At 64.7% G+C, this 12,985-nt stretch carries 14 protein-coding genes and 1 pseudogene (1 of these 15 cut by a window edge); 9 read left to right on the plus strand and 6 right to left on the minus strand.

All coding sequences use genetic code 11. From position 1 onward, the window contains the following. The coding region (locus GEV05_19630; GenBank protein ID MPZ45557.1) for a hypothetical protein at positions 1-120 on the plus strand (120 nt) is incomplete at its 5' end. A 251-nt stretch (positions 121-371) separates the two neighbouring features. On the opposite strand, the gene GEV05_19635 is transcribed toward GEV05_19630, so the two are convergent. Beyond that, entirely contained in the window at positions 372-1,211 is an 840-nt protein-coding gene (locus GEV05_19635; GenBank protein ID MPZ45558.1) for a hypothetical protein, read from the minus strand. A gap of 80 nt (positions 1,212-1,291) precedes the next feature. Here GEV05_19635 and GEV05_19640 point away from each other — a divergent pair, with 80 nt between their 5' ends. The 4 genes from GEV05_19640 (at position 1,292) to GEV05_19655 (ending at position 6,384) form a co-directional block, all read left to right on the plus strand. Then, positions 1,292-2,257: a helix-turn-helix domain-containing protein gene (locus tag GEV05_19640; GenBank protein MPZ45559.1), complete on the plus strand. Its 966-nt coding sequence runs from the start codon at positions 1,292-1,294 to the stop codon at positions 2,255-2,257. 774 nt (positions 2,258-3,031) lie between these two features. After that, complete coding sequence (locus GEV05_19645) at positions 3,032-4,039, plus strand: Na+-dependent transporter (GenBank protein ID MPZ45560.1); 1,008 nt, start codon at positions 3,032-3,034, stop codon at positions 4,037-4,039. 460 nt (positions 4,040-4,499) lie between these two features. Next, complete coding sequence (locus GEV05_19650; protein MPZ45561.1) at positions 4,500-5,588, plus strand: tyrosine-type recombinase/integrase; 1,089 nt, start codon at positions 4,500-4,502, stop codon at positions 5,586-5,588. Continuing rightward, positions 5,575-6,384 carry a tyrosine-type recombinase/integrase gene (locus tag GEV05_19655; GenBank protein ID MPZ45562.1) on the plus strand — a complete coding sequence of 270 codons (810 nt, stop codon included), beginning with the start codon at positions 5,575-5,577 and terminating at the stop codon, positions 6,382-6,384. Before GEV05_19650 ends, GEV05_19655 begins: the two co-directional genes overlap by 14 nt. A 54-nt stretch (positions 6,385-6,438) precedes the next feature. On the opposite strand, the gene GEV05_19660 is transcribed toward GEV05_19655, so the two are convergent. Next, positions 6,439-6,768, minus strand: a complete 330-nt coding sequence (locus GEV05_19660) for a tyrosine-type recombinase/integrase (GenBank protein MPZ45563.1) — start codon at positions 6,766-6,768, stop codon at positions 6,439-6,441. Here GEV05_19660 and GEV05_19665 point away from each other — a divergent pair. The 4 genes and pseudogenes from GEV05_19665 to rpmG all read left to right on the plus strand — a co-directional run bounded on the left by GEV05_19665 (position 6,677) and on the right by rpmG (position 8,394). After that, positions 6,677-6,904 (plus strand): annotated as a pseudogene (locus GEV05_19665) (tyrosine-type recombinase/integrase). The gene GEV05_19660 and the pseudogene GEV05_19665 sit on opposite strands and share 92 nt — an antisense overlap. Before the next feature lie 114 nt (positions 6,905-7,018). Further along, positions 7,019-7,588 (plus strand): plasmid pRiA4b ORF-3 family protein, encoded by a 570-nt coding sequence (locus GEV05_19670; protein ID MPZ45564.1) that lies wholly within the window; start codon positions 7,019-7,021, stop codon positions 7,586-7,588. Positions 7,589-7,913: 325 nt separating this feature from the next. Continuing rightward, the gene (rpmB, locus tag GEV05_19675; protein MPZ45565.1) at positions 7,914-8,147 is read left to right on the plus strand and encodes a 50S ribosomal protein L28; all 234 of its coding nucleotides are present in this window, start codon (positions 7,914-7,916) and stop codon (positions 8,145-8,147) included. A gap of 91 nt (positions 8,148-8,238) precedes the next feature. Continuing rightward, positions 8,239-8,394 (plus strand): 50S ribosomal protein L33, encoded by a 156-nt coding sequence (rpmG, locus tag GEV05_19680; GenBank protein MPZ45566.1) that lies wholly within the window; start codon positions 8,239-8,241, stop codon positions 8,392-8,394. A 123-nt stretch (positions 8,395-8,517) separates the two neighbouring features. Here rpmG and GEV05_19685 read toward each other — a convergent pair whose 3' ends face one another. The 4 genes from GEV05_19685 to GEV05_19700 all read right to left on the minus strand — a co-directional run. Then, the gene (locus tag GEV05_19685; GenBank protein MPZ45567.1) at positions 8,518-9,690 is read right to left on the minus strand and encodes an acyl-CoA desaturase; all 1,173 of its coding nucleotides are present in this window, start codon (positions 9,688-9,690) and stop codon (positions 8,518-8,520) included. Positions 9,691-9,945: 255 nt separating this feature from the next. Further along, on the minus strand, positions 9,946-11,334 hold the full coding sequence (locus GEV05_19690) for a methyltransferase domain-containing protein (protein MPZ45568.1): 1,389 nt from the start codon (positions 11,332-11,334) through the stop codon (positions 9,946-9,948). Then, complete coding sequence (locus GEV05_19695; protein MPZ45569.1) at positions 11,324-12,469, minus strand: DUF3108 domain-containing protein; 1,146 nt, start codon at positions 12,467-12,469, stop codon at positions 11,324-11,326. Before GEV05_19695 ends, GEV05_19690 begins: the two co-directional genes overlap by 11 nt. Before the next feature lie 37 nt (positions 12,470-12,506). Next, on the minus strand, positions 12,507-12,985 hold the 3' portion of the coding sequence (locus GEV05_19700) for a phosphoribosylglycinamide formyltransferase (protein MPZ45570.1). It continues 172 nt past the right edge of the window; only the last 479 of its 651 coding nucleotides appear in the window; the start codon falls outside the window, past its right edge; the stop codon is at positions 12,507-12,509.

Genomic DNA, 12,985 nt, shown 5'->3' on the forward strand with positions numbered 1-12,985 from the left:
GACGAAGCGCTCACACGGGCGTTGCGCCAGGCCTTAGCGCTGGTGGACGTGCGGGTGCTCGACCACTTCGTGATCGCGGGCAATGCCGCGATTTCGTTCGCGGAACGTGGACTGCTTTGATATGTGGAGTTGATTTTCTGGTTTTCCCTGCGGCAGGACAGCTGAGACCCGCCTACTCCACATAATTTAAGCCCCGCAGGTAGCATGGCGCTCCCACTCTCAACCGTGAAGAGCGCCATGACTACCGGCGTCGTGGCTCAATATGGTTGAGCGTGCCGCCGGCCTCTCGGCAATGGAGAACTGCCAGCACTACAATGCTGGCCAGTGCACGGTCCGAACTGTCACCTGCAATCGCCGAGGCAGCCGCCTGGTCAGCCGCCGATCATGTCGAGCAGCGCTCGCGTCAGCGAGCCTTGCGGGTCAGCCAGGGCCTCGAGGATCGTGAAGTGATCAGCGCCGTCTACCGGCAACAATCGGCCGGGTAGGCCGCGCTCGACCCACGCTTGGGCATAGTCGATCGACTGGCGGCGCAGCTCGGGCAGTTCCCGTGTGCCGTAAGTGACGACGAGCTCGCGGGACGTCGGCGGGATGTGCAGCAGCGGGCTGTTGCGCTCGGCCTCCGTCGTATCGAGGCCGAGCTTCTCGTTGAGATAGTTGAGCCGGATCGGTTCGAGGTCGTAGATGCCGCTGATCGCGATCCCACCGCGCACGACCGGCAGCGTCATCGTCGATGCGGTCAACTGGCCGCCGGCCGAGTGCCCCGAGACATAGAGGCGCACCACCCGCCTGGAATCGGGAATCGCGCCGAACGGCACCAGCAGCTCGCGCCAGGCCCAGTGGCAGGCAGCACGCTTGCCGCGCAGCAGCCCGGCCGCGCCGAGCGCGAGCGACCCGGTGCAGACCGAGGTCACGAATTTGGCGGTTGCGGCAAGCCGGCGCAATTCGCTAATGAAGACCGCATCGCCAATGGCGTTATCGGTGACGCCGCGGCCGCCCGGCACGCACACGACATCGCATTCGGGGATCGCGGCGAGCCGGCGCAATCCCGCAAAGGTCATTCCACCGGTGGCCTCGATCGCCCCGCCCTCCACGCTCGCCAGGATGACGCTGGCGCCGGACCAGTACGAGAACACCTCATGCGGCCCTGTGAAGTCGAGCTGCGTCACTCCGGGAAACAGGGCGAAGACGATAATCGGCTGGTGATCGCTCATGGTCGAATCCTCCGCATTGACACCGCTACGGTAGCGGAGATAGGCTCGTCCGAAATGTCATATTTCCCTCATTTACCGCCATGCAACGCCAAACAGCCGTATTGATCTTCCCGGGCTTCCAGCTTCTCGACGCGGCCGGGCCGCTAACGGTGTTCGAGGAGGCCGGACGCGAGACTGCATCGCCGGCCTATCGACTGCGGCTCATCGCCCGAACTTCAGGGCCGGTGGCGAGCTCGTCCGGCGTGCAGTTGGTTGCGGAGGCATTTTCGGGCGATCCTTTCGACACGCTGATCGTCGCCGGCGGCGCGGGCACACGAGAAGCTTCCGCCTGTGCCGACACCTTGGCCTATGTTCGCCGGGCTGCCGGCCGTGTACGTCGGATCGCCAGCGTCTGCTCGGGCGCTTTCATCCTTGCCGCGGCTGGATTGCTCGACGGCCGTCGCGCCACGACGCATTGGGGACGCGCCGCCGAGTTCGCCCGCGCCTATCCGCAAGTCGGCGTCGAGCCCGACCGCATCTTCATCCGCGACGGTGCGGTGTGGACCTCCGCCGGCATCACCGCCGGTATCGACCTCGCGCTGGCGCTCGTCGCCGAGGATCTCGGCGAGGCCATCGCCAAACGCGCGGCGCAACAGCTCGTGGTCTACCACCGCCGCCCCGGCGGTCAATCGCAGTTCTCGGCGCTGCTCGAGGCGGATCGCCCGGGCAGCCGGTTCTCGTCGCTCCTCGCTTGGGCGCGTGAGCGGCTCGACGAACGACTGTCGGTCGAGCGGCTGGCCGATCGCGCTGCGATGAGCCCACGCCATTTCGCCCGAGCGTTCGCCGCCGACACCGGCATGACTCCGGCCAAGGCAATCGAGCGCCTTCGCCTCGAAGCATCACGCGAGCGGGTCGAGAGCGGCGCCGAACCGATCGAGCGAGTGGCCGCGCGCACCGGTTTCGGCGATCCCGAACGGATGCGGCGTGCCTTTATCCGCGCTTTCGGCCAGCCGCCGCAGGCACTGCGCCGGACGGCCAGAACCAATTCTGTTGGCGGGGCTATTTGACTTTCGGGAGAGGCCATTCGCTTCATGGTCGAACGGCCGGTTTTTTTGGAATCGTGGATCACCGGCAATGGGTCGATGGCGTACGTTTGCAAAAACGGCCCCTTGCGAGAGTCCTTTGCACAGAGTTCCTTTCCCCGGCTACGCTCGGCATCCGTCCTCGGCTTCTTGAGGAATGCGGAAGTCTCAGGTTGCCACGATCTTGCAAGTGGACGTTCGGCGAATCGCGCTCGAAGGCGACTTGGAGCGCGGACCGCCGTTTCGCCTGACGCTTGAGATCGAGATCGGCACGGGCGTAGCGCATCGTTGTATTCAACGTGGCGTGCGCTCTCCCAGGTATTCCCGGACGCCTTGGCACCACCCCGAGGCGGGCACCTGCTGCTTCGACGGGCGGGATCTCGTCGGCCGGCTGCGCCGAATGTAGCTGCTATGTGAACTCGGAATTGGCGGTTCTCCTGCAGAACCAAGTCGAAAATCAATCAACTCGATAAGTGCGGCCAGGTAGCGTGGCGCTCCCCACCTGACGGTGGGGGCGCGCCACAAATCCAAGTCTCGGTAGGTTCCAGTCGAAGTCGCAGTTCTATGGTCGCGGGGGAGCGAATGAAGCACCATTAGTTTCGTAGCCTCGTTCGACGTAACGTGTAGAACTGCGGCGTGATCCGGCATCCGCCGACGGAACCGCGGTTTGTCCTAACGCGGGTGAGAAGATCGAGGTAACTCGCCCCGATTTTGTAAGCATATGCAGCCGTTGGTTGCGTGCCTATGGGAGAGGTGTCGATGGAGAGACCTAGTAGGGTTGTGCTTCATGCACCCGCGGCGGTGCTGTCGTGGCTCGGGCAGCAAGGCACGCGCGCAGTCGCAGCGCTGATTGTCATTGGTGTCGCGATGCCACCGATCGGCGCCTTGCTCAAACCGTTTGTGACCGAAGCGGTCTTTGTGCTGTTGTGCATTGCCTTTCTTCGCGTGGACGCGGCAGCGTTCAGGAGCTACCTGCGGCGCCCCAGAATCGTGCTTGCAGCAACAGCATGGACTTCGCTGGTCATACCGATGCTCCTTGGCGCCACGTACCGCGCATTCGGTCTCGACGAACAGTCACCCGATCTGTTCCTCGCGCTCGTACTGCAAGCCACCGCGCCGCCCCTGATGGCGGCTCCTGCACTCGCCGCGTTGATGGGGTTGGATGCAACGCTCGTCCTCTGCACGATGATAACGAGCACAGCGCTATTACCCTTTACCGCGCTCTTGTTCGCGCATGTCTTTCTCGGCCCGGCGCTTACGCTCCCACCATTGGCGCTCGGGCTTAAATTGTTTGCGATCCTTGCGGGCTCCGCTCTGGTCGGCTTGACTATGCGACGGATCGCTGGCGCCACTGCTATCGAGCGACAAAGCGAGAGGATCGACGGGCTCAACATTCTCGTCCTGTTCGTCTTCATAGCGGCCGTTATGGAAAGCGTCGCTGGCCGGTTCATCGCGACCCCGATGCTCACAATTGGTCTCGTCGCGCTTGCCTTCGTCGTTTTTTTCGCAGTGCTTTGCCTGACCACTCTCCTTTTCGCATCTGCGGGTCGAGAGCGCGCTCTCACGCTCGGATTCACGGCGTCGCAACGTAATGTGGGGCTGATGCTCGCCGCCACCAGTGGCGTGTTGCCCGACCTCGCTTGGCTGTATTTCGCCTTCTGCTACTTCCCCATGTACTTATCTCCACTACTGCTGCAACCGCTGGCGCGCCGGGTAATCGATCGAGCCCCTACGACGCCCGCACCGCCGCGAGGGCCACTTAAATGAACAAGCTTGCCGCGATCGACCGGCAACGCCACCCTCGCCGCAGGCGCTTACGTTATGTGGAGTAGATCAGTCTCGGCCGTCGTTCCGCAGGGAAACTAGACGAATCAACTCCACATATCAGATAAGTCCACGTTCCGCGAAAAATGTCGCGCTCACCATTTTTCGCGGAACGTGGATTGTTGTGATATGTGGAGTTGATTCCCTTGGTTTCCTGGGGGAAGACCTGGGTGAATCCGATCTACTCCACATAATTCAGGCGCCTGCGCGTAGCGTGGCGCTCCCACCCTCAACCGTGGAGAGCGCCATGACTGCCGAATTGCTGCCCAAGACCGAGCGCCTGATCGCCCGATCGGCGTCCCCGCATGAGCTGTCCGATTTCGCCCAGTGGCTGTTGAGCGAACGCTATTCGCCAGACCCCGTCCATCTGCATCTTATTTATGTCCAACAAGCACTTGCCGCCATGGGTGCACCCGACGACTCGGGACAGCGCGCGCTCGCCGACATCGAGCGGGCATTCGACCCCGGGGGCGGGCCGCCGACGCGGATCCGGCTCTTCGAAGGCGGCCGGCGTGCGTATGTCCGTTTTCTGCGCGCCCGCAACCGCCTGATCGAGCCGAAGGCCGAAGACCGCTTTGCGAGGCTGCGGCGCGAGTACGCGCAGCACCTCATCGAATTTCGGGGACTATCCGGTTCTGCGCGGTCTTATCATGCCTATACGGTTGCCGACTTTCTCGTCCGTGGGGTCGGCTCGCGCAACTTGAGCGCTCTCACGCAGAGCGACGTTGAAGCGTTCGTCGTCTTGCGGGGCCGAGAGCTGTCGCGCCACTCGATGCAGCACGTGGTCGGCCACATGCGCGCATTCCTGCGGTTTTGCTACGAGCGCGGTCACCTGGGTTCGCGCCTCGACCAAGCCATCGACACGCCGCGCACCTATCGCGACGAGCTGCCACCCCGAGCGCTGCCTTGGAGAACCGTGCAGTCGTTGCTCGCCTCGATCGATCGCGCCAGCAAGTCGGGATGGCGCGACTACTGCATTCTGCATCTGATCTCGCATTACGGCCTGCGCCCCTCCGAAGTTGTATCGCTGCGCATGGACTCGATCGACTGGGAACGCGGCGTCCTGAGCGTGAAGCAGCACAAGACGCGCTCGTCTCTCACCTGGCCGCTGGCGGCCGCGACGATCCGGGTGCTGACTCAGTACCTCGCGCTGGAACGGGATCGCCAGGGGTGGACGTATCCGGAGCTCTTCCTGCGGGCGCGCTGCCCGAACGGGCCACTTCAGAGTACCGCGGTCGGCAATATTTTCGAGAAGCGCATGCGCGCGGCGAAGCTGGGCGGCTCGAGCGACGCCTACAGCCTGCGGCACGCATTTGCAATGCGCCTACTCGCGCGTGGGGTCGGCGTGAAGGTGATTGGAGACCTGCTCGGACATCGTCGCCTCGATTCCACTTGCACTTACCTGAGGCTCCACACTGCGGCCTTGCGCGGTGTCGCCCTCGAAGTGCCCTGCAACCTGACCCGTCCGGGAGGTCGCCATGGGTACGCGTAAGCCGTTGGTGGCTTGGGATGCCGCCGTTGCCTCTTACCTCGCCTCTCGCCGCGCACTCGGACGCAGCTATGCGAAGGAGGAGTACACGCTCCATCTGCTGCGCCGGTTTCTCGTGGCAGCTCGCGCCCGCGATCTCGACGAGCGACTCTTCGCGCGCTGGCGCGCGCCATTTTCCCGCCTCAGTAACCGCACCCGCATCATCCGGGAGCGCGCCGTCTATAACTTCTGCCGCTACCGGCGCCGAACCGAACCGGATTGCTTCCTTCCGGACCCGAGCTCCTTCACGCGTTTCCAGCCGCTGCCGCTCCCGCGCATCATCGAGCGCGAGCAGGTCATTCGGCTCCTGCGCCACGTTTCGGCATTGATCCCGCGCGCTGCCGAGCCATTGCGACCGATCGTTCTGCGCCTGGCGATCCTGCTGCTTTACACCAGTGGCCTTCGCCGCAGCGAGCTCGTACGGCTCCGAATGGCCGATGTCGACGCCCGTCGGGGCGTGCTTTTCATCCGCGACTCGAAGTTCCACAAGTCCCGCTGGGTGCCGCTCTCGCCCAGCGTGCGCTCGGAGCTTCGCAGCTACCTTTCCGCCCGTCAGCGGATCGGATTCGATTGCCGCCCAACCGCACCCCTCATCTGCCATGCGCGCGGACGTGCCTATACCGGTGTAGGTTTTTATCAAACGATGATGGAGCTTCTCGACGCCGCCGCCATTCGTGACCAGAACGGGCGCCGGCCGCGACTGCAGGGCTTCCGCCATAACTCCGGGTCCCGGATTATTCCGGATGCCGCCGTCGAGTAACGCCGCACCATCGAGTGTCGTGGGTTGACCGATCGTGCAGCGCCCCCGGCATTATCAGAGGCCCTTGAGGAACTCAAGCAGCCGGTCGCTGGGGCGGAAGCGAGGTAGCGACGTCTTCTTGGCAGTCGTGGCTGCGAGGGCACGTTCCTTCAGCTGCATGTCCGCCTGCAGGTAGATGGCCGTCGTCTCGGGCGACTCGTGTCCGAGCCAAAGAGCGATCACTGTCTGGTCGGCGCCGTGATGAAGTAGATCCATCGCAAGCGTGTGCCTCCTATCTAGTCGGCTACATAGTCGACACAGTACCGCGGTCGCGCTTCTCAAGGCGGGAGTCGACTTCGCCACCATCAGCCAGTGGCTGGGCCACGCGAATCTCAACACGACCATGCGCTACGCCCGGGCTGACCTGGATCTGAAGCGTCGGGCGCTCTCTCAGGTCTTCCCCGATACTTTGGCGCCACCGCGCGGGGGTCGCCTGCTCCTGGATGGCCGCGATCTCGTCGGGTGGCTGCGCCGGATGTAGTTGCCGATAATGCAGGACCCACAGACCAGCCTCGCTGCACGCCGGCAGTCTCTCGGCCGGTGATGCAGCGGGCTGGCGTATTCCGCTTCGGCAACTCGACAGGACTGCATCGCCATGGCCGCTCGCCGTAATTCGGTTTCCAGGATTCATACCTTGCGCGTCGAGCTGCAGTACATCGAGCCGCTCATTTGGCGACGCTTGCACGTTGCGGCCAACATCCCGCTTCTCAGACTGCACAGCGTGCTGCAGATCGCCATGGGATGGACCGACTCGCACCTGCACAGCTTCCACATTGGCGATCGCGTCTACAGCAACAGCGAGGACTTGGAAGAACTCAACATGCTGGCCGAGAAAGGGCACACGCTTGGCGCTCTCTTGGGAGAAACGATCCGCGAGTTCAGCTACGAATACGACTTCGGCGACGGTTGGGAGCACCGCATCGTCGTCGAATCGATCGGCAAGCCCGTGCCCGACTGGCCCTACCCGCTATGCGTTGCGGGCGAGCGCGCCTGCCCCCCGGAAGATGTCGGCGGAATTCCGGGATACGAGGAGTTTCTCGAGGCCATCGCCAATGCTGATCATGAAGAGCACGGCGCAATGCTCGTCTGGGTCGGCGGTGCCTTCGATCCGGAGGGTTTCGACATCAACTGCGTCAATCGGGAGCTCCGGCGCCTTCGTCTCTGAGGAGGCGTGGCGCCGTAAGATATGTGAAGCTCGCGTCCGCCTAGCCGCCGCGCCCATGAAGGACGCAGCGGCTACTCCACATATCACAGCAATCCACATTCCGCGAAAAATGTCGCGCTCACCATTTTTCGCGGAGAGGGGGCTGCTGTGAGTTCTTGCCTCGCCGGCGGCATCCGGAACATGGATCGGACAAAGCTCGCCGGCGCGCAGTCGCTTCAGACTCACATCCCGTTGGAAGGAGTCGCGGAAAAGACTCGCGCTTGAGCGTGCTCTGCGTCCGGGCTACAATCGCAGACTTTTCGCAAATCGAGCGGTTGGAGCCGTCATGGCACGAGTCTGTCAGGTCACCGGTAAGCGCCCCCAGAAGGGCAACCACGTATCGCACGCCAACAACAAGACGAAGCGCCGCTTCTTCCCGAACCTGCAGTACCGCCGCTTCTGGGTGGAGAGCGAAAAGCGCTGGGTCCGCCTGCGTTTGAGCCAGAAGGGCCTGCGGACCATCGACAAGAAAGGCATCGAGGTGGTGCTCGCCGAAATGCGGTTGCGCGGCGAGCCCTGAGAGATCCATCCCCTCACCCCCGACCCCTCTCCCGGGGGGAGAGGGGAGTATGCGGAAAGCCGCTTTCCCGCACAGTCAATAGGAGCCGGACATGCGTGAGAAGATCAAGCTGGAGTCGACCGCCGGAACCGGTCATTTCTATACGACCACCAAGAACAAGCGCACCACGACCGAGAAGATCGAGATGAAGAAGTTCGATCCGGTTGCGCGCAAGCACGTCATCTACAAGGAAACCAAGCTCAAGTGAGCGCGCCCTGCCGGGCGCACGAACGCAGAAGCAATAGCGCAAGAGCAATAGCGCCAAAGCAAAAGTAAAAGCGCAAAAGTAAAAGCCCGCGAATCGCGGGCTTTTTTGTGGGTGGAAGGCGCCTCAGGCGTAGCAGCGTAGCCGGTGCGAGAACTGCTCCAGGGCCTGGATGCCGCTGGCTTCGGCGCGCTTGCACCAATCGTCGAGCTGGCGCACGAGCTGATCGCGCGAGGCCGTCGATCGGCCCCAGATCTGGGTAAGCTCCTCGCGCATCGAGTGCACCGTCGTGAGCACGCGGCTCGACTGCACGGTCTCGCTCAGCCGGGCGCGCTCGGGCTCGGGCAAATCGTTCGAATCGCGCGTGAGCCACCCCTTGAGCTTGTGCCATTCCTCGGCGCCGTGCGCCGCCCGCGCCCGCAAGGCCCGCAATTCGGCGCGCCAAGTGCCCTTCAGGGCAGCGGCATAGCGTTGCAGCACGTCGTAGCGGTGCGTGATGACCGCTTGCAGCAGCTCGTCGTCGCAGCTCGGCTTGGCCGCGGGCAGCTTCCTCACCCGCGGCGCGACCTTCTTGACATGCGCCAGGCCGAACGCGGACAGGATGCGGATGTAGAGCCAGCCGATATCGAACTCGTACCACTTGTTGGAGAGCTTGGCCGAGGTCGCATACGCGTGGTGATTGTTGTGCAGCTCCTCGCCGCCGATCAGGATGCCCCACGGCATGATGTTGGTGCTGGTGTCGGCCGACTGGAAACTGCGGTAGCCCCAGTAATGGCCGAGGCCGTTGACGACGCCGGCGGCGAAGAAAGGAATCCAGAGCATCTGCACGGCCCACATCGTGGCGCCGATCGGGCCGAACAAGGCGAGTTGTGCGAGCAACAGAATGACGACACCGGCGGCGCTATGGCCTGTGTATACGTGGCGTTCGAGCCAATCGTCCGGTGTGCCGTGGCCGTAGCGCTCAATCGTTTCGGCGTTTTTCGATTCGGAGCGATAGAGCTCCGTGCCTTCGAGCAGCACCTTGCGGATGCCGTAGATCTGCGGGCTGTGCGGATCGTCGAGCGTCTCGCACTTGGCGTGGTGCTTGCGATGGATCGCAGCCCACTCCTTGGTCACCATGCCGGTGGTGAGCCACAACCAGAAACGGAAGAAATGGCTCGGGATCGGATGCAGGTCGAGCGCCCGATGGGCCTGGTGGCGATGCAGGAAAATCGTAACGGCCGCGATCGTTACGTGCGTCGTCGCCAGCACCACGACGACATAGCCCCACCACGGCAGGTCCAAAACACCTTGAAACATCAAATCCTCTCCACTACTGGACTGGCGGGCATTCTACAGTAACGCCTGTCGCCGGCAAGCGCCGGAGCAGGCGCGGCGGCTGCCTCTTGACCGGCGCTTGCCGCAAAAACCCACCGGCGCTTGCGCCGAAATTCGCACCGGCGCTTGCGCCGAATTCCCCTTGGCGTCAAGCAACCAACCGCAATACTACCGCCTCGAGCGGGCGTCGGGGGCGGGCGACAAGGCCCGTGTGCGCTCGATGGTTTCCGCTTGCAGTCACGCCGAGCGCCGCTCCAGCACCGCGGCGTAAAAGCCGTCGGTTCCATGCCGGTGCGGCGCGAGCTGCAGGCGCTCGCCCGTATCGATTGCAATGCCTTGCCGGGCAAGGATGTCGCGCGCGTTCAGCGCCGCGAACTCGGGGTGGCGGCGCATGAATGCTGCCACGATGTCCTCGTTCTCCGCCAGCAAAAAACTGCAGGTCGCGTACACCAGCCGTCCGCCGGGCTTGAGCAGTCGGCTCGCCGCTTCGAGGATCGACGACTGCTTTTCCGTAAGGGCGGCCAGATCGGCTGCATCCTGACGCCATTTCAGGTCGGGATTGCGCCGCAGCGTGCCGAATCCCGTGCAGGGTGCGTCGACCAGCACCCGGTCGAGCTTGCCTGCGAGTCGCTTCAACCGTACGTCGTTTTCGTGAGCGATCGTCTCCGGCTGCACGTTGCTCAAGCCCGAGCGGGCGAGGCGCGTGTGCAAGCGGCGGATGCGCTGTGCGGACACGTCGAAGGCGTACAAGCGGCCTTCCGAGCGCATCAGCGCGCCGAGCAGTAAAGTCTTGCCGCCGGCGCCGGCGCACAAGTCCGCCACCATCTCGCGCCTGCGCGGAGCCAGCAGAAAGCCCAGGAGCTGGCTGCCTTCGTCCTGGACCTCGACGGCGCCCGTAAGGTAGAGCGGATGGTGCTCCAGCGCGGGCTTGGAATCGAGCCTGATTCCCAACGGCGAGTAGCGCGTCGCATGGGCCTCGATTCCGCTCGCATGCAGCGCCGCCAACACCTCCTCGCGCTCGGCACGCGCGCTATTGACCCGCAGATCGAGCGGCGCCGACGCCTGCATGCCGCGGCCGATGGCGAGGATAGGCTCGTCCTCGATCCGGGCCTGCATGATCTCGATGACCCAGTCGGGCAGCTCGGCGCGGAGCCCGAGCGCAGCCGCATCGTCGGTGTGATCGCAGGCGTGCGCAAGCCAGGCGCGTTCTTCGCCATCGAGCGCATGGCGCAGCTCGCGCCATTCGGATGCGGGCAGGCGGTTCGCCGCAAGGATGAAAAGACGCCGGGCATCCCGCGAACCGGCCAGGTGACTATACCAGCGCAGTCGGCGCAGACACGCGAACACGCTTTCGGCAACGAAGCCCCGGTCGCGCCGTCCCAGCTCCGGGTTCTCGCGGAAAAAGCGGCGCAGAACATGATCGGCCGGTGCCGCGAATTCGAGCACCTTGCGCAATGCGCTCGTGCCGCGCGCAGCCAACGCCGGGCGAACCGCGTCCGGCGAGAGGACAGTTTGACTGCCGGCTTGCCGCGCTCGAGCGGGTCGTGCGCGCGCCCGGCCGGCCGGGCCGGGACTGCGCGTTGCGCGCGGGCGGCGAGCGCGCGACGCGCGCGGATCAGCGCCCATCGGCCGCCAGCGTTCCCACTGCGATCTGGGTGGCGATCTGCTCCGCCGTCATGTCGCCTTGTTCGTCGAGGAAAACGATGCGCACCGGCAGATAGCGCTTCTCCGGCGCGAGCCATACCGCGATGCTTTCCTCGCCCGGCCTGCGCACTTGCCGCACCGGAATGGTGCGCAAGGTGCCGACGGGAAGCTCCAGCACTTCCTCGGCGCCTACCTCCAGAAGGTAGGTGTTGAACTTGGTGCCGGTCGTGACCGAAACCTGCAGCTGCCCGGGTGTGAGGCCCATGCGAGGCAATTGATAGAACAGCGTCAGCAGGTCGTAGCTGCTGGCGTTCAAAGGCGCCGTGCGCGCGGAGCCGAGCTTGCCGAACGTGAGTTCGCCGCTCGCCCAGTTGAAGTGAGCAGTTGCTTGCCGCTCGCCGTCGCGGCCGCGCCGGACCGTGAACGCCTCGGGCTTGAGCCCGTCCGGCTCGACCCGGCCTTCGGTCACGTACGCATAATGGTAGGGCCGGAACAATCCGAGCAGGCCGGTCGTCTCGGAGAAGCTGGTGAGGCGGTACGAGCTCTTGTCGATCGACCAGGTCTGCACCGAGCGGCCGATGCTGAATCGGTCCGACCCGTAGTAGACCTCGTAGCGAATGGTGCCGGTCTGCCGTTGTGGGGGCTCGGAAGCCGCTTCGGCAACCGCTGCGGGGGGCTCGGTATCCGGTATCGGCGCCAGCGATTCGGGCGCAGCGGCGGTGGCCTGCGGGGACTCGGCTGCAGCCATTTCGCTCGCGGCCGGGTCGGCCTCTTCGGGCGTGGCGGAAACAGCGGGCTCCGGGCTTGGCAAGACGATCGGCTCCGGTCCGGGCAAGACGATGGGCTCCGGCGCGGGCGATGCAATGGCCGCAGGCGGCGGCGCAACGGGAGCGAGGGGCATTTTCGGCGCGACCGCCTGCTTGATCGCCCGTTTGGGGACGGGCTGCGGCAGCGGCGGCGGGACCGGAGGATCGAGCTCGACGATCTGCGCGTTCAACGGCGTTTCCTGGGCGTCCAACTGGATCGGGAAACCGGGCAATTGCGCGACCAGCGCGAGATGGAGCACGGCCGAAGCGGCGAGGCAAAGCGACAAGGTGCGCGCGGTACGGTCAAGCACGGCATCACTCGGCGAATTGTGCGCGCGTCATGAGCGTTCAGGCATCGAGCGCGGGCGCAATGAGCGTCTGCGCCGTCCGGTCGTGCGGGAAAGTGACCCGCTCCGATTGCAGCGCCACGCGGCCGGTTGCAAGCCAGGCGAGCGCCTGGGGATAGATGCGATGCTCCTGCTCGAGCACCCGGGCAGCCAGGCTCGCTTCGTCGTCCCCGGGCAGAACCGGCACGGCGGCCTGGACGATGATCGGCCCCATGTCCAGCGTGGGCGTGACGAAGTGCACCGTGCAGCCGTGAATGCGCACGCCGGCTTCGAGCGCGCGGCGATGCGTGTTGAGGCCAGGGAAAGCGGGCAGCAGCGACGGGTGGATGTTGACCATGCGTCCGGCATAGCGCTGCACGAATGCGTCGCCCAGCACGCGCATGAAGCCGGCAAGGGCGATGAAATCCGGCGTGAAGCGCTCGATCGCCTCGGCAAGGCAGCGATCGAACGCCGCCCGCTGCTCGAAGTCTCGATGGTCGA

This window comes from Betaproteobacteria bacterium (assembly GCA_009377585.1).
In the GTDB taxonomy this organism is placed as follows: Bacteria; Pseudomonadota; Gammaproteobacteria; order Burkholderiales; family WYBJ01; genus WYBJ01.